This is a genomic window from Neobacillus niacini, assembly GCF_030817595.1.
GTDB classification, from domain to species: Bacteria; Bacillota; Bacilli; order Bacillales; family Cytobacillaceae; genus Neobacillus; species Neobacillus niacini_G.
Window position 1 is genome coordinate 3,809,860 of record NZ_JAUSZN010000001.1, and the last position, 22,841, is coordinate 3,832,700.

The window sequence follows — 22,841 nt, forward strand, 5'->3', positions numbered from 1 at the left end:
TATCCCACCACTTCCAATAAATAAAGGTTATTTATATCTATATTCTAGAACTAAAAGATATTTCCTTCTTTACTCAAGCGATAGTTAACATCTCCATACCATATCTTTACGGCGGTAAACACTTAACACTGATCCTATTAATATTGCATTAAGTAACGTTGGCATTAAGCCGTAACTAATGAACGGCAGTGACATCGTAGTCATCGGAAATAACCCCAATGTCATACCAATATTACTAACTAGCTGGATACCATAAAGTGCCACCCCGCCTATAAGAAGCAATTTTCCATATGAATCCTTAATCTTTGGTTGGATAGCGATCATCCTAGCTGCAAAAAGCAGGAGAATCACAACAAGTAAAACTCCAAAAAGCCAGCCGAAGTAATAGGTAAAGCTTACGAAAACAAAATTTGTATGTGCTTCTGGTATAAACTCTCTTGTACCTGTCACACCAAACCATCCAGCTTTTGACATGAGCTCCTGAATCCGAAGGATGATAAATCCTTCTGTATCCGCATACTTCTCTGGATTAAAAAACGCCAGCAGTCTTGCAATCTGATAAGGCTTAATAAATGGCCAAACCAATAAGGCAGTCAACAAAATGGTTCCAAGTGTACCAGTTGAAATCATCCATTTAACCTTTTTACTGAATTTGCTCCACCAAACCATCACGAATACCATCACAGAATATAGGTAGATAGTTGAAATACTCGGTAAGGCAAGAAATAGCAGGATTGGGCTGAGAAACAATAATAGAAATTGCCAAACTCTTAATTTTCCATTATTAAAAAATGAAGCCCAAGCAAGATAGAAAAACGGCAAAGCCATCAAACTCTCAATCGTAACAGGTCCAAACTTTATTAGCTTCAGCCCATTTATCATAGTATTCGAGAAAAAGGCCAAGATGAATAGAAGCAACATTCCGATTGTATAAAAAAGCCAGCCGTACTTTTTCCACTTTCGGTAATCTACCAGCATGACGCCTATTGTTGCAGCGAATCCAATCAAGGAAATGAGAAACTTAGAAATGATAAAGTAGTAAGTGTCTTTCATATAACCGAGAGAGAACATCGGCAGGAAGCTTAAACCCATGGACACGACTAAAAGAAGAATTAGCCACCAATCCACCTTAGGACGGTGCAGCTTGTTCAACTGGATTCCTAATTTAGTCGGACTTCCCATCTGCTCAACAGCTTTTTCTTCCGCCTCACCCTCTGGTAATCCTTTCTCCATCCAGATCCTTTTTGCTTCCTTTAGATGATAATTCAATTCATTTGCTACATATGCCCTGGCTTCCTTTGATCGGATTTGGTTTGTGACCTCATCTAAGAATATCTGTTTTTTATTATTTGCCATCGACCAGTCACCCCTCTAACAGTTCCTTAAATACTAATCTTCGTTTTGTTTGCTTTTGTTCCGCCTTCTTCAACAATTTCCTGCCTTTATCCTTTAACCAATAATATTTAGCTCCTGAATCATCCCAGTTGGTTTCAATGCATCCAGACTGCTCTAATCGATGTAATACTGTATACAAAAAACCTTCATTGTTTTCAAATTTCAGAATCCCCCGTCCCCGAAGAAGCCCTGTTAATTCATGACCTGTTTTTTCTTGAACAAGAAGCTGCATAACGGCAAGCAAGATATCCTCATCGCTTTCTTCCTGTTGATTTATTTTTTTGCGTATTGACTTTTGATGGTGCTCTGAAAAAGTTAAGTCAGCAAATGTTCTCTTATCCATTACCTTCTTTAAATTCTTTAAACGATCCTCCACACTTATTCCTCCAATCGTTCTTTTAGAAGCTCTTTCGCTCGTCGTAGTCTTGTTTTAACCGTATTTTGGCCTGTTTCGGTTACTGCAGCGATTTCCTTGATTGGCAGATCTTCGTAGTAAAAAAGATATATCACTTCCCTATATTTAATCGGAAGTGTCATAATCGCGGCTATTAATTCATCATCTTCTTCTCTTTGGATGACGGTCTGCTCGACCAGTTCCTTATTCGTACCGTGGATTGGTATTTCTTCACCTGCTGTAACCACATTCTTTTGGTACCATCTTCTGTGAAAATCCTTGCAATGATTAATGGCAATCCTCCACAACCAAGTTCTCAATTTTGCTTTCCCACTATATGTATGGAGGTTTTTATAGCATTTAACAAAAATATCCTGAGTTAAATCCTCCGCAATTGCTTGATTATTTACATAGGAATACGCAAGCTGCAAAATCTCTTGTCCGTACTGATTCATGATTTCATCAATGATGTGTTCTTTATCATCTATGGCAATTCCACCGATTATCATCTCTTCCACTACCTTCACTCCTTCCTATACTTAGACGATGTGACCTGTTAGGAAGTTTTTAAGATCTTTCTTTTTCCAAGGCTGTGTTAAATTTGGCTGTTGATTTACGCTCCTGGCGCTATGCTTTCCGCGGGCTCGCCCGTGAGCCTCCTCGGTCGTTCCGACCTGCGGGGTCTCACTCAGCTCGTTCATCCCGCAGGAGTCAAGCGCCCTCCGCTCCAATCAACAGGTTCTAAAATCAATATTCTCCTTTAACGCAGCCTTTTCCAAAAAAAGAAGCCTAGAATAAGTTAACCTTATCCTAAAGCTTCTTTGTATTATTTACTCGGTTTGACGAGCGCAAGAGAAGAATATTAATTTGTTTTTTAACCAACCTTCTTTTCTTGCTCAGAATCTTCCCAACCTTTACAAACATCGACCCATTCTTTTGCATATGAATAGCGATAAATCTCTTCATTCGTTAGTTCAATCGCTGAATTGGTGCTGCCACATGCCGGGAAAAGTGTATCAAATCTTTTCATGGAAACATCAAGGTAAACATCTAGTTCATTTTTTAATCCGAATGGGCAAACTCCACCGATTGCATGACCGGTCTGCTCCAGCACTTCTTCCGGAGTCAGCATTCTGGCCTTGAACCCAAAGGTATGACGAAATTTCTTGTTATCAATTTTCACATCTCCAGCAGCAACAATCAAAAGGGCTTTTTCCCCTTCTCCTCTAAAAGATAAAGTTTTTGCTATGCGGGCCGGAATCACTCCTATTGTTTCGGCTGCTAAATCCACTGTTGCACTTGATGTGTCAAATTCCATCACATCTTGTTCTCTGTTCCATTGCCTGAAATGGGCTTTTACACTTTCGATTGACATCCTGTCCATCCTTTCCTACTTGTTATTATGGAAAATAATAACACACTTTAGTTAGGAAAAGCGAAAAGGTGCTCATGCCCCAATCATACTTAATAGTTCCTGAACATACATCATCTTGACTCTGTATTTAAATTTACAATTCACGATTCGTACTATGTACACCGATGAAATCTTGCATTCTATTTATAATAACCTTCATCGCTTCAATCGTTGCTGCAATGTCACCATTCACTTCTAAACTATGGTTGGCATCTGGTATAACTAACGTACTTATTAACTTATTAGTCTCAAGTAAGGAAATTCGTTCCTGTAGATAATGTTGATCTTGGTCTCCAATGATACAAAGATTGGGAATTCTCGTTTTCAACAGCGTATCAAACACGAAATCTTCCTTTAATAATGGCGTCAACCAAATTCCCATTGGAAGACTAATAAATTTCCTTTTCGTCATTCCATTGCCATCGGGATAGTACCAATTGACTTACTCAGCAAGAAGCACTTTTCATAAATAGTATCTATTAAAACTTCACTTACTACCGTCCTAACATCCTCATACATCCAATGCTCTTGCTCCGTTTTGTTAAGCTTGACAAAATGTTTACTTTTAATAAAGTTATAATTGATATGCAAAATATCTACACCATTTTCTGCAAATAAATTCGTAGCATAATGGAACAGCGGTTGTTGTGTGGAATAGCCGATTCCTGGGAGCATAATGCATATACTATTATTTGGCTGCTTACTGCGAATCCATAGATATGGAATGGTTGAGTATTCATTTCTTACTACTTCACCTTCAATTATTTCATACATGAGGGACACCTCACTTAATCTTTAGTCTAGCTTCTATGAGTTTTATAAAATATCCTTTAATTACTAGTGAAAGAGGTAGTTTAATTTTGAGTCATAGACAAATTCACAGTTCACTAAAAGTATTGCTGGTTTCAAATCTAGAAAAGTCAAAGCATTATTATAGGGAAGTCTTAGGCTGCGAGGTAACAGAATGGTGGGTGATTCGGGATGGTTTCACGGGATTAGCTATTAAGTTACTTCAGGCTAATTCTCTTGAAGATGTTAGGCCAAACAGATGCGCAAGAGAATATAATCGAACTGCTCCGGATGTTTATTGTTATGTAGAGAACTGGACTGCACTCGACGAACTATATGCGGAATTTAAAGAAAAAAGTGCCAGGATTGTCATCGAACCCTGGATTGATAAAGAGGCTGGTCCATGGAAGGTATTTGCTATTTTAGATCCAGATGACTATTGCATCACCTTTGGAGGTACAAATACTAACAACTAATGATTTTTTTTCATGATTGGAACATAAAAAAAAGGTCCGTAACTCCTTTGGAATTGGAGATTTACGGCCCTTTGACGGTATTAATGTTTTAACAGTCTGCCAGTCTTAAAGAGGTTATTGTATTTTAATTTTCTTGCAGCAGCTAACTTAACTTTTCCTATGTGGAGATCCTGGATTCATTTTCATAAACTCCAGCCAATTTCCATCTGGATCTAATACTCAGAATTGGTTGTTCAAAGCTCTGCCTTCTGCTAGCTGGGGTTGTTATATATCATCTATTTGTATAGGTCGGCCTGTACGTGCGGATTGATAAATAGCTATTATGATTTTTAATGGCTTTAAACCTTCTTCGCCATTCACAACTGGTTCTCTATCTTCCTTAATGGCATTTATCAGATCAGTAAACTGTAAACGATGGGAAGCACCATCAAGTGCTGCAGGGTTAACAGAAGCATGATTACTTTCTTCCCTATTATGACTTTCAAAGCCAGCTATGTTGATCGCTTCACGTTCATCATTTGCATTTCGTAGATAAAGCTTTATCAATTGATCATTTTCTATCACCGCTGTACCATTTGTTCCGATGATCTCCAAGCGGGCTGACAGACCTGGGTAAGCTGCTGTAGTTCCAACAATGGTTCCTAACCCGCCATTTTTAAATTTCATTGTGGCTACAGCGACATCCTCCACTTCAATTCTTTCATGCGCTAATATAGCGGTATGTGCATATACACTTTCCACCTCTCCCATAAAATATTGAAATAAATCGATGGTATGGATGGCCTGATTGATTAATACTCCGCCTCCGTCCATTTCCTTTGTTCCTCGCCACTTACTAGTATCATAGTAGCTTTGAGGGCGATACCAATTCACAGAAGCTTGTCCTAGTATCATTTTCCCGAATCGACCTGAATCAATATCCGCTTTAACCTTTACAGCTGGCGGATCAAAACGGTGTTGAGAAATAACACTTAATTTAACATGATTTTCACAGCATACATCAATCATTTGCTGTGCTTTCTCAAGGGATATATCCATTGGCTTTTCAACAATTACATGCTTTCCTGCCCGTGCAGCCTCTATAGCCATGTCAGCATGAGTACCGCTGGGTGTAATAATGGATACAATATCAATCTCTTTGCTTTTTAGCATTTCTTGATAATCGGTATACCAATCTGAACCAGCCTTTTCCGCTAGCAATTTCGCTTTTTCTTCACTTCGGGAATATACAGCAGCCACTTTTGCTCCTTTAATCGCTGAAATTTGCTCATAATGCGTGGTACTAATTAGCCCAGTTCCGACAATGGCAAACCCAAATTCCTTTTTCATTTCAATCCCCTCTACTTTCAACTGGCTTCCCCATTATTTTCGGCTTTATATTTATTACCATTTGATATTTTATAATGATATAATCGTATAAATTAACCACATTGTAATACACGTGTATCACAATGTGGTTAACGATAGTATAGATTATTCTAAAATGACCTGTCAATTATTCTTTCTTTATAATTTTGTTATTATAAATAGGTATATTTCTTTTCTGTTATTGTTGAAATTGAGTTTAGCTATTTTTATTCAATATCGCAATAAAATTTTATATAAGTGATTGGGTTAAGGAAGGAGTAGTAACTGTCTTGAACAAAAATGACCAAAATCAAAATAAAACATCTAATATCCAAGTAATTACACGTGCAGCTAAAATACTGCGAACGCTGAGAGAACATCCAAATGGTTTAAGCCTTTCACAGATTTCAAATGAAGTAGACCTGGCTAGGTCAACGGTTCAAAGAATTGTGGCAGCATTAGAGCAAGAAAACCTAGTTACAGCGGCATCTGCTAACAGCGGATTTCGGCTTGGCCCTGAGATTGCGAGGCTTGCTGGCGCTGTACATAGTGATTTAAGAGAAGAATTGAGACCATTTTTAATTCAGCTTTCTAATATGATTAATGAAACGGTCGACCTATCTATATTAGATAATGGGAAGGTACTATTTGTTGATCAAATTATCGCTGCACATCCGCTGCAAGCAACCTCACAGCCTGGTGCCTCTTTTCCTTTGCATTGCACAGCAAATGGAAAAGCCATTCTCGCATCACTGCCTATAACTGAAGTTGAAAACCTGCTGCCAGAACAGCTTAAACGATACACGGATAAAACCATTACAAATCGGGATGAACTGTTAAATGAGTTAGAAACAGTTCGAAAAGAGGGAGTTTCTTTTTCAAGAGAAGAGCATATTGAGGGAATATGTGCAGTCGGTGCAGTTGTTGTAGATCGATTGGGCAATCGGAGTGCAGTCTCCATCCCACTCCCATCTACACGATTTTATGGAAATGAAGAAAAGCTAATTACTGCCCTAATCAAAACATGTCAAAATATTAATCAACACTTCGCATAAAAAATAAAAAGAAAGGCGCTGTAATTTTCCTAGCGCCTTTCTCCTATGCTTACTTCATTATTATACTGCCACTGCCGATAATTTCTTTGCTGCTTCTTTTACTTTTTCTAAACCTTCAGCAATAATCTTTTCTGCTTGTGCAGGCATTGCATTATGGCCTTCAATAATCACTTCGTCGACGATTTCCATACCGAATACGCCGCCTACCACGTTTTTAATATAAGTAGCCGCCATTTCCATTGGTGCTGCTTCCGGTGTTGAGTAAATGCCGCCGCGTGCACTAAGAATTACAGCTTTTTTATCTGTCATTAATTGTACAAGTTGACCATTTTCGTCATATTTGAACGTGAAACCAGCTTGGTACACATAATCAATGAAGGTTTGTAACGGTGCTGGAATTGTTAAGTTCCATAATGGGAATGCAAATACAACTAAGTCAGCTGCAGTAAGAGCATCCATTGCCTTTTGTTTTGCAGCAAGAAGACGCTTTTCAAGGTCAGTCATTTCTTCGCCTGATTGTAATTTACCGAAAGCGTTGAATAAATCTTGGCCAAAATAAGGCATATCTTCAGCGAAAACATCAAAAGTTGTGACATTTACACCTTCTACGTTTTCCATAAAAGTTTCATACATTTTACTTGATACAGCCTCGGAAGCCGGACGATTGTTTGCTTTCACTACTAAAACATTCATATATATAATTCTCCTTTTTATCTTTAATCTTATTATTTTCAAATCATTTATCTCGAATTAATAATATATTAATCTAGTATTCCTGTCAATTAAACTTCTATAGTAGGTATTACCTGTTTTAAATATTAAATACCTGAGAAAAAAGTCTTATGGATTTATATTAACCCCAACATATTATTCTTAGATATTTAATTTATCTTAATCCCCGGTTAAAAGGTTGTTGAAAGCCAATGAGATTAGTCGTTCATAAGAATTTCCATAATCAACATCTTTCTATAACAGGGCCGATTAATAAAAAAACACCCTTATCTTCGACTTAGATAAGAGTGTTTACGACGTTCTCCCTCTTTAGGAGATTCGCCCTTATGTTGTATAAAAATTTTAAACAGTTTTCCAGTCAGCTGCAAATTTTTCAAGACCTTGGTCTGTTAACGGATGTTTTGATAATTGCTCAATAACCTTAAATGGAATGGTTGCAATATGAGCTCCTGCCAATGCCACACGTGTAACATGATCAGGGTGACGAACTGAAGCAGCAATGATTTGTGAATCCAAGCCTTGAACCTGGAACATCTTTGCGATTTTTGCAACTAATTCTACACCATCTTCGTTAATATCATCTAAACGACCTAAGAATGGTGAAACATATGTAGCTCCTGCACGTGCAGCAAGTAATGCTTGGTTCACACTAAAAATAAGGGTAACGTTTGTTTTAACACCTTTTTTCGTTAAATAGCGGCAAGCCTCTAATCCATCAAGTGTCATTGGAAGTTTAATGGTAATATTCTTATCGCCGCCGTTAATTTTAATAAGCTCATTAGCTTCTGCAATCATTTGTTCAGCTGTCAAAGCGTTTGGAGTTACTTCAGCAGAAACAGACTCAACCTCTGGTACAGCATTTAAGATTTCAGCAATACGATCTTCGAATTTCACACCTTCTTTAGCTACTAAAGACGGGTTTGTTGTTACTCCTGATAGCACGCCAATTTTATAGGCTTTTTTAATTTCTTCAAGATTTGCAGTATCGATAAAAAATTTCATTAACTTTTTCCTCCAATTTTTTTAAATATAAGATTATTTTAACTCTTTTCGACAGCATGTCCACTAAAATCGCCTCTTAAGCACTACAATTTTACAAGCATGGTGTCATCCCTAGAAGAACGATAGCGTATTATTAAGAACAATTCAATGACTGGTGTTGCTTTTTATATGGTCGAAAGTTTGACATCCAACCATTTTACTTCACTAAAGTGATACAGAAACCCTTTATTTTCTTTATAATTCGAATAATTCAAATAAGCAATCTCAGTCAAATTCACCAGCCACGAATTTATAAATAAGTTACCCCTACTTCCAAATTTAACCCTTTAATTTTCTGTTACAGCTTAATTACGGCATTTCGTTACAAGTTTTTTATCAATAATGGTAATAACAACTTCTGCCATTCCAACAAATAATCCATTATCCACCACACCAGGTATGAGGTTTAGATTTTTCTCTAATTCTTTTGGCTCCTTAATTTCTTGAAAATTGGTGTCCAAAATATAGTTTCCATTATCTGTGAGGAAAGGATTCCCCTGTTGCTTTCGTAATTCCGTTTTTCCGCCAAGATCCTGGATATGCTTTATTGTCACTTCAAATCCAAAAGGGACCACCTCTATTGGCAGTGGAAAGGTTCCTAATGTGTCGACATTTTTGTGAGAGTCTGCAATGACAATAAAAGTTTTAGCCGATGCAGCAATAATTTTCTCTCTTAAAAGGGCTCCGCCGCCGCCTTTAATGAGATTGAGGTCTGCATCGACTTCATCTGCTCCATCGACAGCTATATCAATTTGCTCTATTTCATGGAATGAAACAAGTGGGATTCCAAGCTCGTTTGCTAATGTTTCTGTTTTCTTAGAAGTAGGGACTCCTTTAATGCTTAGCCCTTGCTGGACTAGTTCGCCGAGTTTAGAAGTGAAATAATAAGCAGTTGACCCTGTACCCAGTCCGACTACCATCCCATCTTTCACGTACTCTATAGCTTTTTCTCCAATGACTTTTTTTTCATTCAATGGCTTTGTCCCCCTTCTTCGAAGCAAGATACTACATTGATAATTTGTCCTTTATTAATAAAATTCACTCCATCCAAAGCTGCATCGCGTGATATACTTTTCTTATTCTTTATCCCCTTCGAAATGTTGTATATTTTCTTGATAAGGTGGAAAAGACTAAATCGCAATATCACTGAATCATAAGATTTTCTAATCGTTACGTTCCGAAAAACAATTACATGGAGAGATAAAGATGAAAATTTATGTTGATGCTGATGCTTGTCCGGTAAAAGATATTATTATCTCTGAAGGTACCAATGCTGATATTCCTGTTATTCTTGTTACTAGCTTTTCTCATTTTTCAAGTGCGGAACAACCATCTGGCGTCGAAACCATTTATGTTGACTCTGGAGCAGATGCTGCCGATTATCGGATTATGAAATTAGCAAAAAAGGGAGATATAATCGTTACGCAAGATTATGGACTGGCTTCGCTTGGCTTAGCAAAAGGGTGTACGGTTCTGCACCATACTGGGTATAGTTATACAAATGAAAACATTGACCAATTATTACAAACACGATATTTGAGTGCGATGGCTCGAAAAGGCGGAAAACGCACAAAGGGGCCAAAACCATTTACAGCAGAAGATAGAGAGAAATTTAAGAGGCTTTTTAAAAGCGCGATCTCATCTTAAAATTATACCTCCATATTTAAAGAAAACCCCAATAAAATAAAAAATACAAAGGATGCCAGCCTGACCAAACCAATGCTTCTTGCCCCCGTTTTTTCTTTCCTCGATCCCCTTGCATTTTTATTGGCCTTTCTTATTCTGCAGCCTCATCTCGATATTGAGAGGGAGATCTTCCAGTTTCTTTTTTAAAGACTCTTGCAAAGTAGGAGGGATCTTCGTAACCTACCGTCCAGGCAATTTCCTCAACGGCTAGATTCTCTGTTTTCAACAAATGTTTAGCTTGATTTATTCGTAACATTTGCTGGTAAGCAGTTAGGGTCATCTTTGTTTCTTCTTTAAATTTTCGGGCGAGATGACTCGGATGGGTAGAAAGCTTTGCTGCCAACTCTTCTTTACTGATTTGCTTATTATAAAAACTGTGGATATACTCCATCACCTGTTGCGTTATGTATGTGTAATTACTTAATGAATTTGAGACAACTAAATCGCAATATTCCTCAATCATTCGATCTTCTAATTGCTGCAGTGTTTCTACTTGATTTGCATTTTCTATTTCATAAGCATATTTTTCTGAGATCCGATGAATCATGATGGCCGGTACTTGACTATTTCTCGCAGACGTACGCAGCAAGGTATTTAAGATTATGGCGACATTTTTGAGTCGGCGTAACGGCTGGTTGGGAAAACGTTCTGAAAAAGAAAACAGCATATTTTTAGAATTGATGAGTGCCAACGCTGTATTTTTATCGCCACGTTCCACAGCATGCATAAAATTTTTTTCTGTCTTATACCTTAATTTAACAATTTCTGCCTCTTCATCAACGTGAAGGTGGTCCTCCTGAACAACAGAACCGCTGATCTTATTAGCTAAAATAACGAATGGGGCCAATTCCTGCTCCATCATGTTTGTAAACTGCTGAAGGACACTTCCATAACTGCTTGCCTGGTCAACAGTTAGTACATAGATTTTATCTGCTATCAGCCTTAAATCTTCACCTTGTGCACTAGAGAGACGATATTCATTTGATAAACGGTATAGACTCGGTGTCTTATCAAGATAAGGGCCAATAATAACGGTATAGGCTTCCTCTTTTTGGCTGAAGGAATATCCAAAATAGTGCAGGTCCCATTCGTTTATATAGGAATATAGCTGCCCTCGTTGCTCCATATTGTCATATAAAAATAAAACATCTCTCTCCCCTGGACCAGGCATGAATGCTGGGATCGAAATCATTTCATGATAATAAACAAACTCCCGATTTTGATTCAATACATATGTATTTAAATTGGTTATATGTTGCAGTTTCATTGCCGTTGAGACGATTTTTAATTGTTCCAGCGCGACTTCCTCCAAATGGACTGTTGCAAAAAAACTTTCTGTCCGGATATTATCAAATGAATCCTACTGATAAATTTTTGTATTCATTATACTAATAGTGCAAGACCGGTTCAATTCACACAGTGAAAATGAAAGCGGTAAAAAGTTTTTTTAAAGTTGAAAATTAATTTAGGAAACGAAAGTAAAAGATATAAGATATGGGAGTGTGAAAACAACTATGAGCCATCAAAAACAAAATCATCCTGATCCATCATCTAAAGAAACGATATTAGCCAAAGTATTAGGCATCATCTCAGGAAGTTTTGCCCCAATTATCGGCGTTCTCGCCGGTGCTGGACTCTTAAAGGCAATGTTATCAGTTTTAACCACAATCGGCTGGCTGTCAAATGAAAGCGGTGCCTATATCATTTTATCAGCAGCAGGAGATGCTATTTTTCATTTTCTTCCATTGTTTCTCGGGATATCTATTGCGCTTAAACTAGGTGCCAACGGATATGTTGGCGGTGTTATTGGCGCCTCTTTGCTGACTCCTGAAATTATGCACCTTATAGAAAACGATGTGAAGACAATCGACTTTTTTGGCCTTCCTGTCTTATTAGCAGATTATTCTTCTACTGTTTTTCCAATCTTTATTGCCATGTTTGTTTATGCAGGACTTGATAGGTTATTAAAGAAAGTCATTTATAAAGATATCCAAATGTTTATCAACCCTATGATATCACTAATCATTCTCGTTCCATTAACCATGCTTGTGTTTGGTCCTATCGGGACACTTCTCGGAGAAGGATTAGGTTCGGTGATTAGTTTCCTAAGTGACAAAAGCGGTCTTTTAGCAGGGGCAGTATTAGGTGCTTCATGGACGTTCTTAACCATTATGGGATTGCATTGGACAATTATTCCATTAGCTATTGTTAATCTCGCAACTGGTCCAGACCCTATTATTGCTATGGCAGCTGCAGCTCCTTTTGCCCAAGTTGGAATAGGCATTGCAGTTTTCCTGAAGACACGTGATAAAGATTTGAAGGCTTTAGCAGCAAGTGGAATCGTACCTGGTGCTTTAGCTGGTACAACCGAAGCAATTAATTATGGAATCATCCTTCGTTATCGAAAAACCATGATATATGTGATCATTGCTGCCGCAATAGGCGGGGCATTTAATGGAAGCGTCGGAGTTGTAATGAATGATTTTGTCCTTCCAAGTGTACTTTCCATTCCTGCGTTTACACCAGTTTGGGAATATTTAATTGGAATTGGCGCTGCTTTTGTCATCGGATTCCTTTTGACGTACCTCCTTGGATATGAAAGCAAACATTCAGAAGTAGATGATGGTTTTACTCAAAATATTTTTGGTATACCCTCATCAGAAACGATCAAGAGTCCATTACGGGGTAGGGTTGTTCCATTAAGTGCTATTAACGCCCCATTATTTGCAACCGAAACGGTAGGTAAAGGAATTGCGATTGAACCAGAAGCTGGCAGGATTTATTCACCTGTTGATGGAGTGATTACGACCCAATTTCCTACTGGACATGCTGTTGGCATAACGTCTGAAAATGGTGCTGAGGTATTAATTTATATTGGGCTTGATACAGTGAAGCTGAAAGGAAAATACTTTACACCACATTTAAAACAAGGTGATCACGTCAAGCAAGGCGACCTGCTGATTGAATTTGAATTAGACCAAATAAAAACCGAGGGATTTGAAACAACTACATTGGTGGTTATTACAAATACCAATCAATATATTGACGTTAAAGCCACTACTAGTGAAACCGTGGAACAAAATGATCAGTTGTTGAAATTAACAGTTTAACATTTTGTAAAGGGTTGGTTCCCGTTGGCCCAACCCTTTTTGATTCGTTTTAAATTTACTGATATATCTTTTATATAAATCTTGGTTCTACGGACAGATTCATTTCGTTGGACTTACTATATCCTTGTTCCTGCGATTTTTCACTTCTGCCATTTTAGCGTAGAAACTTTCTTCGACGTCAATCTCAAAGTAATTATAGAATTTCAGCATATACGCGAGACAGTCTGACAATTCCTTACCGATATCTTCTTTAATCTGTTTTTTTGCTAACTCAAATGCCTGTTCTTCGACCATCCCATTTTCAACATAGGAAGCAGTAAGATTAAAGGCCTTTCGGAGCTCTTCCGCTACCTCCGCTACCTCCGTCGTCAACAGCATATAGTTATTTAAAAGAGAGTCCCTACTCTTAGCATAACTCTCCTCAGATATTTCCCATCCCATTTCTTTTTGATACTGATTTGCAAAGATTTGTATGGCTTTCATTTTAGTCCCTTCCGTCATTTGACTGCGAAATTTTCAATCAAACGTTTGATTAGTTTTCAAGACCTTATGTACCAAGGCTTCTGACCTGTTAATCAAACGTTTGATTAGTTTACCACTCGATTTAATTAAACGTTTGATTAGCTAGTTTCAACTCATCTACTACTTTTACTAAGTGGTTTGTTACGAAAATATGGAGTGTATAAATAGAGTTGCAACAAGGCAATATAATGGCCAATTCAATCTTACCAAAACTAATTGACTTTATCATTGAGAGGGATGGTAATTGTTTAGGAACTTAAATTGGGGGGCCTGAGGAATCTTCAGCCCCCTCTTAATTTAACCTTTTAAATTACCAACAAGTGTGGGGATGGATTTTACCTGATCCTAATATTCATTTTTCGGACGTTCTCATGAATTAGAATTTAAGAATACATCATGGTTTTGAAGCTTAATTTATCTCTCTGCTGCATATGGCGGTTGTTCCATCCAGCCATTTTCAATCATGAGTTTAGCTGCCTCTTCACAGAATAAAGAGATTTTCGCAAACGATCTTGTATAGACTAACCCAACATCATGTCTTCCATTTACAGCCACTGAATTTCCAAATGCCCTTAACTTCATGGAAAACATATCTGCCTTATGAAATAACATGATCTTATCTGAAAACGGAGAAAACGTTGAGTTGGTTACTAAATGGTCTAAAAGAGATGGAGAAGGCAAATTTTCATCGTGTAGTTTTTGCATGTAACGTTCTAAATTTGTTTGTGTAAGGTCTCTCCCTCTTTCAAACAATTGCCGAACTTGTTCATCTTTTGCTACTTGGGCGAATGCCATAATGAGTGCTTTACTCGTTACATTGTTCTCAATATTATCGTAAAAATGAGTAATTTCCAAAGCATGTAAAGGTCGTACATGGCCGAAGAAACCATTTAAAAAATCCTTATGGATAAACTCAACTTTATCTGGAATTGGAATAAGAGGCGGTTTTATGATAAACCCTTTATGCATTAAGATTGCTTTGATTTGGTCCATTAAATCCATAGTGGACTCCAAACAATATCTAAAAAAATCTTTTACATCTTTCCTGAAAACAAGCGGGTATCCTACGTTATAGATACTCATTCCTGCTTTTGCTGTATATTTTAAGTAATGAACATAAAACTGATCTTCGAATAAACGAGGTGCACCTGGGTTTACATCTTCCTCTTCAGAAAAGCCCCTAGGTATAGGGAAATTTTCTTTCTTAAAGATTTCTTCTGTTGTCTTCATGAAATCCACGCTTAAATTGTACGCATTTTCTACTAAGATTTTTATATCCTCATCTTCAACATGTTGAAGATAATAAGATAAGATGCATCTCGCCATACTGTTTCCCATATAGGTTGCCCAAAGTTTTGCCATTTCTGCTGATGTTAATCTTTCCGTAATGTCTGTTTTTGGTGTACTTAGATTAATCGGTTTTAGTGCAATCATGTTAACCCCTTGTATTGATTTTTTCGATAGTATTTAACTTAATGTGAAATCATATACAGAATAAACATTTAATTGCTTCAAAACCAACGAAAATGCGAATACAGGAAGCAAAGTGATCGTCGAAAACCTATCATTATTTTACTAACCTCATGCTTGTGAGTGAAAAAGAAAAGGACAGGAGTAATTTTACTCTTGTCCTCTCACCTATATAATCATCATCGTCTTTTTAAAGAAATACCTAATGATACCAACGCTGCAATTAGTGCAGCAATCGATACATAAAGTGGAGCATTGGATGAATTAGATGATTCTTTTACTGCCTCTTTATTCGCTTGTTCTGTTGGTGTTTCATCTTTTGACTCCGTTGTTTCATGGTGATCATCAGAGGCATCAGCTGGTTTTGGATTAACGGTGGTCACTGAGGCTGGCTTTTCTGAATCTGGTGCCCCAATCCACTCAACCACACTTCCGTCCTGGTAGGTTTGGTATGCTTTGAAAGCAATTTCAGTGGCGTCGTCTGCTACTTTTCCTTGCATATTAAAAAGTCCGAACTCTGTTGATGTTAATCCTTGGTTTTCTGCTGTCCATGTGACACTGGTAATCGTACCAGAAGAATCTTTTTCCACTTCATATTTCCAGCCTGGCTTTGGTTCAAATCGACTAATCGTAACTTCTGCCGGAAATTCCACTTTCACCTGTGTAGTAGGTACTGTTTCATTTTCGGATGGTACCCTTACAGTAAACATCTCATAGCTGCCCTGTATGGTTTCCTTCGGCAGGACCGTTACATGTGCACTAGCGATTCCAGTAAAAAGTGAAAATGCTGCAAGCATTACTACAAATATGGCCATCATCTTTTTCATTAATAAAAATCTTCCCCTCGACAAAGATATAAGAATTTAATGTTTAACGTTTTTTCTTTCCTGTGAACAATAGAAGTACAATTCCAAAGATCACGACCAAACTAACTGCTATTATGACTAGCACAGTGGAAGAAGTATTTTTATCAGCTTGTTCACCTGTGTCACTTGCGTTATTTTGTTCTACACTATTTTGTTCCGTTTGATTGGATTGACTATTTTGATCTTGCGTATCTTGGTTTTCCTCAGGAGTTGCAGGATTTGTTTCTGATTGATTTTGGTCCGTCTGGACACTAAAATTTATCTCGCCATTTATGGGATGACCATCTTCACCAATAATCTTCCAAAGGATGGTGTAGGTGCCGTTATCCAAAGGATTGGAAATTCTTCCAATCAATTGCTTATTTTCAACCTTAATCTCTTCTAATGCTACATTCTTTCCGTTCTTCACCAATTCCATTGTGCTTAACTCTTCGATAGTTGAAGCGAAATCAAGGGTGATTTGTTCTAGATTCTCCGTTACAACTTGTCCTTCGGCTGGATTAGATGAAGTAAGACTTGTGTGTGCACTAACCACTGACGGCATAATCATTAAAAAGCAAAACATAACGATCATTAACTTTTTCAAAATATAGCTCCTTTCCTCATTTCTCTTTTGCTCATACTATATTCAGGATTATCTCCAGCTAGTACAAATGTCCCAATATTGCAGAAAGCCAATCTTATCAAAATTAATGTAAGTAAGAGAAATGTTCAATAAGTTTTTCTGATGTAACATCAGTGTAAAACCTCTACTATCCATAGTAAATAGCTCAACAGGGCTATCAGTATCCTATATGTTTTTTGGTTATTATCATTTATAGTAATTAAATAGTGTTTGAAGGAGAGGTTTTAATTGTCCTATCGTTTAATACAGATGCTTACCGTCGTTTTACCGACAATTTTAATCGGAGGTTTTGAATTCTTTCGCCACGGTTTTCTTCTTGGACACTTGTCGATGGAGACCGGTAATGTCCTTATTACCATTCTAACGTTTATTCTTTCCCTTCTGTTTTCATCCTGGATCTTCCACATTATAAAAATTAAGAATGACCAATTGGCGGAGGAACAGGCAAAACGAGCTGTTTATGAAGAACGAGAGAGACTAGCACGAGAACTTCATGATGGGATTGCCCAATCCCTTTTCTTTCTCAATGTTAAGCTCAAGCAAGGAGATCTGGCGGCTGCCTCAAGTGCAGTTTCCACGATTGATCACCATGTTCGACAGGCGATTTTTAACCTGAGGTCTGCACCAGAAGAGGATGGATCACTTAATTCCAGAGTCACCAAGTGGATATCTGAGTGGAGTTCATTCACAGGTATCGATGTGGAGATTGATTTCGAAACACAAAATGATTTGTTTACAGTAAAGGAAGAAGTCCAAATCTTTGCAATTATCCAAGAAGCATTTGCGAACATCCGCAAACATTCCGGATCTACACAAGCACAAATTGACTTCAAGGGAACTAAAGAACAGTGGCAATTCAGGATTTGGGATAATGGCCGCGGAATTGATATCAATTCGTTATCGGAAAGGAAATATGGAATATCCATGATGCGGGAACGTGCAAGACAAGTTAATGCAGGATTTCAAATACATAAAAGTGTGCTGGGAGGAACAGAAATTATCATAACAAAGGAGATGCAGAAATGAAGCAGTATAAGATTGTAATCGCGGATGACCATCCTCTTGCTAGAGAAGGTATTCGGAGTGTTTTGGAATCTGATGAATCCTTTTTGATTATAGGGGAGGCCGCAGATGGACAGGAAGCTCTGGAACTTTGTAAAGAACTGCAGCCCGATTTGCTGCTTCTTGATATAAATATGCCCAAATTAAATGGACTGGAAGCCGTTCGAAAAATAAGGACAGACTATCCTGATATTCATGTTGTGATGTTGACAGTTTCAGATGATGTAAAGGATTTGTTTACTGCCATTCAATATGGTGCACAAGGATACTTGCTTAAAAATATGGAGCCGGATGACTGGCTAGAATACCTTCATGCTTTGCTCGGAAATGAATCAGAAGTGTCACGTAAGATTGCAAACAGGCTATTCAATCGTTTTCGAGTTGGCAATACCTCTGTTGATGAGCCCAGTCCGGTTTCTTTGACACCGAGGGAAAGCGAAATCCTTTCGAGGGTAGCATCAGGTGAAACCAATAAGCAAATTGCACAGAGACTGGTCATTGCCGAAAATACGGTAAAGAATCATATTAAAAACCTTTTGGAGAAACTTCAACTGGATAATCGCGTCCAACTTGCTGCCTATGCGGTGCGGCATGGCTTTGAAATAAAATAAATGCTCATAAATTTTAATCAAACGTTTGATTAGCTTGGTAAAACCAATAGTACCAAGGATTTGGCTGGTTCAATCAAACGTTTGATTAGTTTTTTAGTATAAAAGAAAGATTATAATAATTTAGACATAAAATACTCGTTATAGAATTCATCATCAATCATCAACGATTTTCTTTTTATACCTTCAATCTCAAATCCACTTTTCTTGTATAGCGTTATTCCTGCTTCATTTTGTGTAATAACTGTAAGTTCTAATCTTGATATATTAGAGTTTATTGCCCACTCTTCTAGCCGTTGAAATAGTCTTGTTCCTATACCAAGCCCTCTGTACTCTTCTAAAATACCTATAACAAGATATGCAGAGTGCTTCGTTCTATTTACGCTACCGCCAATGGCTATCAAATAGCCAACCAACTTTCCCTTTTCTTGCTCTGCAACAAATATGGTTGAATTACTTTGCTGTTTGATATGTTCCAATTTTTTATGTTGTTGTTCAGGAGTGGTTTTTCTTTCTCCTGCTTCCATAAGCATGAACTTAGCCTCAGATTCTACTTGCTTAATTAGACATAAAAAATTTTCTGCATCTACAGGTTGTATCTCTCTTATTAACATTTGAAATCTCCCAATCCCCATTATAAAATTCAATCAAACGTTTGATTAGTTCGGTAGAACCTATAGTACCAAGGACTTGGCGGTTTTAATCAAACGTTTGATTAACTCTGTAAAACCAATATACTAAGGATTATCGGATTCAATCAAACGTTTGATTAGTTTTTCACCTTATAAATTAGCATTTTTTTGATATAGACGATATCGGCCTGGTGTTACTCTTTCTAGAACCCTATATTCGTCACTTACAGTAGAAGATGAATTGCCACCCAGCGATATAGGAACCATATCCGCTAGAGTTGTTCCAACATCTTTCCACGTATTAGGATACTTTACAAGATAAAATGGTATTATTATGACATGTAATAATATCATCTAGGAGGATAACTTTGAAAAAGGCCATAAAAGTAGTAGCAGCAATAATTGAAAATGAGCAAAACGAAATATTATGTGCGTTAAGATCACCAGAAATGTCTATTCCTAATATGTGGGAGTTCCCAGGTGGGAAAGTGGAAGCAAATGAAGATATTTACTCAGCACTAGTAAGAGAAATTGATGAAGAATTGGCATGTAAGATTGAAACGACTAACGAAATCTTTAATGACAACACTCATGAATACGAAACCTTTATTATTAATTTAATTTCGATAAAATGTAAAGTTGTCAAAGGTACGCCAACTCCGAGTGAGCATTCCAAGTTAATCTGGTTAAAAAGAGAAAACCTTGAATCTCTCAAGTGGGCACCAGCAGATATCCCTGCAGTGGAACAATTAATAAACGAAAAATAGTCTTCTCAAATGAGAAGACTAAACCTTTTTTGTAAACTCTGTATATAAACTTGCCGGTACTTCATTTTCTAATTCCATCCAAACTGTAATTGGCTTATCCCCTTCAAATTCGACCGAATTTCCTTTACCAATATAAATATAAGGCTCGGTTTTCCCATCAATTTCTTTATACTTACGAATAAACAAGTGCAGATTGACACCACGTTGTTTATTAAAAATAATATTTTTCCCTCTTTCAGACTGCTGGGTTGTACTATTCACTGATTGCCATTGGAATTTTTGAGGACTAATAAATTTATCTTTGTAATTAATACTTTCTTTTACATCCTCTTCTTTGTGTAAATCTATAAATAGAAAATACTCATTCCCATTTGCTAACAATCCTGACCCTCTAAAGGAACTATGGATTTTACGATAGTTAGAAAGTAAAGCTGCATCCACCATTTGATATTGCTCATAAAGTTTAAAATATGGAACTCCGTAGTACTCAGTTCCAAATTCCTTTTCATAACGGAAAATCCCATAGGTAATAATATCTTCGATAAACTTCCTGTAATCTTCATTTTCCAATAGCTCTTTAAAAATTTGAGACTTAGAAAGTTTGCCATCACTATATTGAATTAATTTCGGCTTATTCTTTGTTTGAACACTGTCATAGTAATTTTGATTCAAACTCTCAAAAGCATGCAAAATACTAACATCGTCAACCCTAGATATCATTTTTAAGATTTGGTTCTTCGCTATTTCTAAACTAATTTCTTCATGATCCAATAAATATCGAAGAATTACAAACTCATAAATACGCTTAAGTGGAAGCTTGCTTGATAATTCTTTTAAAGTCCCTTCAAACGACTCATTCTGTAAGAGCTCCTTTAAATATTTATCCTTCTCCACTTTGGCCACAAATTGTAAGTATGTTTTTTCCCGATCAATGAATTTAACAGGATCAGGTGCTCCATCATATTTCAGATAATCCAAAAGCAAGAATGGTATCCGACCTTGATTGAGTTTCTTAAATTCAAAGTACTCTTCCTTAAGATACTTCATCGAATTAAAGTTTTCGCTATCAATCTGAGTCAATATTCTTTCCTGAGTTATTTTATCCATTTGAATATGGGTACACCCAGGTATATTAGCAAATCCTGTTGCAACAGCAACCTTCAAACTTTCTTTATCATAATAACGACTTCCGTTTAATGCCAGTGCAATTAGGAATGTTTTATTATGGTTCCCGATAAAATCGAGTACTGTTAAGAAAGTTTTTTCTGCGTGTTTCCTTAATCCTCTACCAAGCTGCTGAATAAATACAATAGGAGAATTAGTTGGTCTTAACATTAATACCGTATTTATAGATGGAATATCCACACCTTCATTAAAGATATCAACTGTAAAAATGAATTCTAATTCTTCATGGTCACTTTCTAACTGCCTAATAAATCGCTCCCGTGTTTCTGGTGAATCTCCACCATGTAAACAAACACTCTGATAGCCCTTTTTATTAAATTCACTAGCCATATACTGAGCATGCTCGATACTAGTGCAGAAACCTAGGGCCTTCCTTTTCTCACCGTCATGACCATAAAAGTCCATTTTCTCAATAATAAAATCAACGCGTTCGTTAACCTTTAACCTTTTTGTGATTTCAGCAATATCATCAATGTTAACATCACTCAAATCTATACCTTCAATATCAGTAATTCCAAAGTAGTGAAAAGGAATAACTAGCTCGTCCTCAAGAGCCTCATGCAAGCGAACTTCTATTGCTACATTATTATCAAAAAGGTCAAAAACATTATAACCGTCACTACGCTCTGGTGTTGCTGTCATCCCTAAAGTAAAATTAGGCTTAAAGTAATCTAATACAGTTTGATAGGTTGGGCTAGTAGCATGATGTGCTTCATCAATAATCAGATATTCGAATTCATCCCTTTTAAATTCCTGAAAGCATTTAGATATGGTTTGAATGGTGGCAAACACATAATCTACATTTTTCTGTTTATGGTTACCTGTAAGTAGACCAAAGGTTAGCCCCTCATTGGGTAAAAGCAGTTCAAAGGTTTCCTTTGCTTTTTTCAAGATCACTTCTCTATGAACAATAAAAAGTAGTTTCTTTGGTTTAAAGCTTTTTACATCAAATGCTGACATATAGGTTTTGCCGGTACCGGTTGCAGCAATGACAAGCGCTTTTTTCTCCCCAAAGTTTCTCAGTCTCTCTAAATTCTCTGTAGCTCTTCTTTGCATTCTATTTGGGACAATATATTTTTTATTTTCATATATTAAGTTCCTTGTTTGTTTTGTATCCTTAAAGCTCTTTAGAAACTCTTCATATCTATAAATAAAATCTTCATCCGCGACCTCACTCATATTCCATAGATAATCATATTCCTTTAAAACATCCTGTATAAACCGGCCATTGTCTTTAGTGATGATTTCAACATTCCATTCGATATTACTCTTCAAGGCACTTTGGGTAATATTAGAGGAACCAATAATCACTTTATAGCTATCTTTGTATTCGAATATGTATGCCTTCGTGTGGAAACCAATCTCTTTATCTGTAACAAAAACCTTTAAATCCACATTAGTAAACTCTCTAATCTTTTCCAATGCCTTTGCATCAGTGAAATTTAGATAAGTGGACGTAATGATTTTTCCTTTAACTCCCCTTTCTTCCGCTTCCTTCAAAGGATCGAGCAAAAGCTGCAGGCCGCTAAAATTAATAAATGCTACACTAAAATAAAACCGCTCGCACTCATTCATGGATCTCACTAATTCTCTTAATAAATTTCCTTTTTCAGAGTTCACTATTAACTTCTTTTCGACCGTATCCATCGACTTTCCCCTGACTAT

24 protein-coding genes are annotated in these 22,841 nt (G+C 37.0%); 7 read left to right on the forward strand and 17 right to left on the reverse strand.

What is annotated here, in order from left to right; genetic code table 11:
• Nucleotides 1–84: 84 nt before the first annotated feature.
• The 6 genes from QFZ31_RS18110 to QFZ31_RS18135 form a co-directional block, all read right to left on the reverse strand.
• Nucleotides 85–1,356, reverse strand: coding sequence for an FtsW/RodA/SpoVE family cell cycle protein (locus tag QFZ31_RS18110; RefSeq protein WP_307305364.1), 1,272 nt, complete (start codon nt 1,354–1,356; stop codon nt 85–87).
• Between the two features lie 7 nt (nt 1,357–1,363).
• A complete protein-coding gene (locus QFZ31_RS18115) occupies nt 1,364–1,771 on the reverse strand; it encodes a PadR family transcriptional regulator (RefSeq protein WP_307305365.1) in 408 nt (135 codons plus the stop codon).
• Nucleotides 1,772–1,773: 2 nt separating this feature from the next.
• Nucleotides 1,774–2,298 (reverse strand): sigma-70 family RNA polymerase sigma factor, encoded by a 525-nt coding sequence (locus tag QFZ31_RS18120; RefSeq protein ID WP_307311646.1) that lies wholly within the window; start codon nt 2,296–2,298, stop codon nt 1,774–1,776.
• 365 nt (nt 2,299–2,663) lie between these two features.
• Complete coding sequence (locus QFZ31_RS18125) at nt 2,664–3,164, reverse strand: YbaK/EbsC family protein (protein WP_307305368.1); 501 nt, start codon at nt 3,162–3,164, stop codon at nt 2,664–2,666.
• A 133-nt stretch (nt 3,165–3,297) separates the two neighbouring features.
• Nucleotides 3,298–3,615, reverse strand: coding sequence for a hypothetical protein (locus QFZ31_RS18130; protein WP_307305371.1), 318 nt, complete (start codon nt 3,613–3,615; stop codon nt 3,298–3,300).
• The gene (locus tag QFZ31_RS18135) at nt 3,612–3,977 is read right to left on the reverse strand and encodes a hypothetical protein (protein WP_307305374.1); all 366 of its coding nucleotides are present in this window, start codon (nt 3,975–3,977) and stop codon (nt 3,612–3,614) included. Before QFZ31_RS18135 ends, QFZ31_RS18130 begins: the two co-directional genes overlap by 4 nt.
• Nucleotides 3,978–4,063: 86 nt before the next feature.
• Here QFZ31_RS18135 and QFZ31_RS18140 point away from each other — a divergent pair, with 86 nt between their 5' ends.
• Nucleotides 4,064–4,468 (forward strand): VOC family protein, encoded by a 405-nt coding sequence (locus QFZ31_RS18140; RefSeq protein ID WP_307305375.1) that lies wholly within the window; start codon nt 4,064–4,066, stop codon nt 4,466–4,468.
• Nucleotides 4,469–4,732: 264 nt separating this feature from the next.
• Here QFZ31_RS18140 and QFZ31_RS18145 read toward each other — a convergent pair whose 3' ends face one another.
• Complete coding sequence (locus QFZ31_RS18145) at nt 4,733–5,797, reverse strand: Gfo/Idh/MocA family protein (protein WP_307305377.1); 1,065 nt, start codon at nt 5,795–5,797, stop codon at nt 4,733–4,735.
• 308 nt (nt 5,798–6,105) lie between these two features.
• Between QFZ31_RS18145 and QFZ31_RS18150 the strand changes: the two genes are divergently transcribed.
• Complete coding sequence (locus QFZ31_RS18150; protein WP_307305381.1) at nt 6,106–6,870, forward strand: IclR family transcriptional regulator; 765 nt, start codon at nt 6,106–6,108, stop codon at nt 6,868–6,870.
• 60 nt (nt 6,871–6,930) lie between these two features.
• Here QFZ31_RS18150 and QFZ31_RS18155 read toward each other — a convergent pair whose 3' ends face one another.
• From QFZ31_RS18155 to rpiA, 3 genes are all read right to left on the reverse strand, one after another.
• Entirely contained in the window at nt 6,931–7,563 is a 633-nt protein-coding gene (locus QFZ31_RS18155) for an FMN-dependent NADH-azoreductase (RefSeq protein WP_307305382.1), read from the reverse strand.
• A gap of 381 nt (nt 7,564–7,944) precedes the next feature.
• Entirely contained in the window at nt 7,945–8,604 is a 660-nt protein-coding gene (gene fsa / locus QFZ31_RS18160; RefSeq protein ID WP_179602944.1) for a fructose-6-phosphate aldolase, read from the reverse strand.
• A gap of 344 nt (nt 8,605–8,948) precedes the next feature.
• Nucleotides 8,949–9,617, reverse strand: a complete 669-nt coding sequence (gene rpiA, locus QFZ31_RS18165) for a ribose-5-phosphate isomerase RpiA (RefSeq protein WP_307305386.1) — start codon at nt 9,615–9,617, stop codon at nt 8,949–8,951.
• A 232-nt stretch (nt 9,618–9,849) separates the two neighbouring features.
• Here rpiA and QFZ31_RS18170 point away from each other — a divergent pair, with 232 nt between their 5' ends.
• Entirely contained in the window at nt 9,850–10,290 is a 441-nt protein-coding gene (locus QFZ31_RS18170; RefSeq protein ID WP_307305388.1) for a YaiI/YqxD family protein, read from the forward strand.
• 130 nt (nt 10,291–10,420) lie between these two features.
• Here the strand turns inward: QFZ31_RS18170 and QFZ31_RS18175 are convergent, their stop codons facing one another.
• On the reverse strand, nt 10,421–11,641 hold the full coding sequence (locus QFZ31_RS18175) for an AraC family transcriptional regulator (protein WP_307305391.1): 1,221 nt from the start codon (nt 11,639–11,641) through the stop codon (nt 10,421–10,423).
• 202 nt (nt 11,642–11,843) lie between these two features.
• On the opposite strand from QFZ31_RS18175, the gene QFZ31_RS18180 reads away from it, so the two are divergent.
• A complete protein-coding gene (locus tag QFZ31_RS18180) occupies nt 11,844–13,439 on the forward strand; it encodes a glucose PTS transporter subunit IIA (RefSeq protein WP_307305394.1) in 1,596 nt (531 codons plus the stop codon).
• Between the two features lie 99 nt (nt 13,440–13,538).
• Here QFZ31_RS18180 and QFZ31_RS18185 read toward each other — a convergent pair whose 3' ends face one another.
• The 4 genes from QFZ31_RS18185 to QFZ31_RS18200 form a co-directional block, all read right to left on the reverse strand.
• Complete coding sequence (locus tag QFZ31_RS18185; protein WP_307305397.1) at nt 13,539–13,922, reverse strand: MazG nucleotide pyrophosphohydrolase domain-containing protein; 384 nt, start codon at nt 13,920–13,922, stop codon at nt 13,539–13,541.
• 453 nt (nt 13,923–14,375) lie between these two features.
• Complete coding sequence (locus QFZ31_RS18190; protein ID WP_307305398.1) at nt 14,376–15,395, reverse strand: DUF3231 family protein; 1,020 nt, start codon at nt 15,393–15,395, stop codon at nt 14,376–14,378.
• A gap of 215 nt (nt 15,396–15,610) precedes the next feature.
• Nucleotides 15,611–16,258, reverse strand: a complete 648-nt coding sequence (locus QFZ31_RS18195) for a YcnI family protein (RefSeq protein WP_307305401.1) — start codon at nt 16,256–16,258, stop codon at nt 15,611–15,613.
• Nucleotides 16,259–16,301: 43 nt separating this feature from the next.
• Nucleotides 16,302–16,883 (reverse strand): copper resistance protein CopC, encoded by a 582-nt coding sequence (locus QFZ31_RS18200; protein WP_307305403.1) that lies wholly within the window; start codon nt 16,881–16,883, stop codon nt 16,302–16,304.
• 267 nt (nt 16,884–17,150) lie between these two features.
• On the opposite strand from QFZ31_RS18200, the gene QFZ31_RS18205 reads away from it, so the two are divergent.
• Both QFZ31_RS18205 and QFZ31_RS18210 read left to right on the forward strand, forming a co-directional pair.
• Nucleotides 17,151–17,948, forward strand: coding sequence for a sensor histidine kinase (locus tag QFZ31_RS18205; protein ID WP_307305405.1), 798 nt, complete (start codon nt 17,151–17,153; stop codon nt 17,946–17,948).
• Nucleotides 17,945–18,595, forward strand: coding sequence for a response regulator transcription factor (locus QFZ31_RS18210; RefSeq protein WP_307305408.1), 651 nt, complete (start codon nt 17,945–17,947; stop codon nt 18,593–18,595). The genes QFZ31_RS18205 and QFZ31_RS18210 overlap by 4 nt, the downstream gene beginning before the upstream one ends.
• A gap of 110 nt (nt 18,596–18,705) precedes the next feature.
• Here the strand turns inward: QFZ31_RS18210 and QFZ31_RS18215 are convergent, their stop codons facing one another.
• Nucleotides 18,706–19,206, reverse strand: a complete 501-nt coding sequence (locus QFZ31_RS18215; RefSeq protein WP_307305410.1) for a GNAT family N-acetyltransferase — start codon at nt 19,204–19,206, stop codon at nt 18,706–18,708.
• 386 nt (nt 19,207–19,592) lie between these two features.
• Between QFZ31_RS18215 and QFZ31_RS18220 the strand changes: the two genes are divergently transcribed.
• Nucleotides 19,593–19,991: a (deoxy)nucleoside triphosphate pyrophosphohydrolase gene (locus QFZ31_RS18220; RefSeq protein ID WP_307305412.1), complete on the forward strand. Its 399-nt coding sequence runs from the start codon at nt 19,593–19,595 to the stop codon at nt 19,989–19,991.
• A gap of 18 nt (nt 19,992–20,009) precedes the next feature.
• Here the strand turns inward: QFZ31_RS18220 and QFZ31_RS18225 are convergent, their stop codons facing one another.
• Nucleotides 20,010–22,823 (reverse strand): DEAD/DEAH box helicase, encoded by a 2,814-nt coding sequence (locus QFZ31_RS18225; protein WP_307305414.1) that lies wholly within the window; start codon nt 22,821–22,823, stop codon nt 20,010–20,012.
• Nucleotides 22,824–22,841: the final 18 nt, after the last annotated feature.

What these genes read in the sequence shown, in the direction of transcription:
- QFZ31_RS18155 (WP_307305382.1), bottom strand. Translation starts at nt 7,563, where the DNA reads ATGAATGTTTTAGTAGTGAAAGCAAACAATCGTCCGGCTTCCGAGGCT.
- QFZ31_RS18125 (WP_307305368.1), bottom strand. Translation starts at nt 3,164, where the DNA reads ATGTCAATCGAAAGTGTAAAAGCCCATTTCAGGCAATGGAACAGAGAA.
- QFZ31_RS18110 (WP_307305364.1), bottom strand. Translation starts at nt 1,356, where the DNA reads ATGGCAAATAATAAAAAACAGATATTCTTAGATGAGGTCACAAACCAA.
- QFZ31_RS18210 (WP_307305408.1), top strand. Translation starts at nt 17,945, where the DNA reads ATGAAGCAGTATAAGATTGTAATCGCGGATGACCATCCTCTTGCTAGA.
- QFZ31_RS18130 (WP_307305371.1), bottom strand. Translation starts at nt 3,615, where the DNA reads ATGACGAAAAGGAAATTTATTAGTCTTCCAATGGGAATTTGGTTGACG.
- fsa (WP_179602944.1), bottom strand. Translation starts at nt 8,604, where the DNA reads ATGAAATTTTTTATCGATACTGCAAATCTTGAAGAAATTAAAAAAGCC.
- QFZ31_RS18180 (WP_307305394.1), top strand. Translation starts at nt 11,844, where the DNA reads ATGAGCCATCAAAAACAAAATCATCCTGATCCATCATCTAAAGAAACG.
- QFZ31_RS18185 (WP_307305397.1), bottom strand. Translation starts at nt 13,922, where the DNA reads ATGAAAGCCATACAAATCTTTGCAAATCAGTATCAAAAAGAAATGGGA.
- QFZ31_RS18215 (WP_307305410.1), bottom strand. Translation starts at nt 19,206, where the DNA reads ATGTTAATAAGAGAGATACAACCTGTAGATGCAGAAAATTTTTTATGT.
- QFZ31_RS18170 (WP_307305388.1), top strand. Translation starts at nt 9,850, where the DNA reads ATGAAAATTTATGTTGATGCTGATGCTTGTCCGGTAAAAGATATTATT.
- QFZ31_RS18135 (WP_307305374.1), bottom strand. Translation starts at nt 3,977, where the DNA reads ATGTATGAAATAATTGAAGGTGAAGTAGTAAGAAATGAATACTCAACC.
- QFZ31_RS18145 (WP_307305377.1), bottom strand. Translation starts at nt 5,797, where the DNA reads ATGAAAAAGGAATTTGGGTTTGCCATTGTCGGAACTGGGCTAATTAGT.
- QFZ31_RS18195 (WP_307305401.1), bottom strand. Translation starts at nt 16,258, where the DNA reads ATGAAAAAGATGATGGCCATATTTGTAGTAATGCTTGCAGCATTTTCA.
- QFZ31_RS18190 (WP_307305398.1), bottom strand. Translation starts at nt 15,395, where the DNA reads ATGATTGCACTAAAACCGATTAATCTAAGTACACCAAAAACAGACATT.
- QFZ31_RS18120 (WP_307311646.1), bottom strand. Translation starts at nt 2,298, where the DNA reads ATGATAATCGGTGGAATTGCCATAGATGATAAAGAACACATCATTGAT.
- QFZ31_RS18225 (WP_307305414.1), bottom strand. Translation starts at nt 22,823, where the DNA reads ATGGATACGGTCGAAAAGAAGTTAATAGTGAACTCTGAAAAAGGAAAT.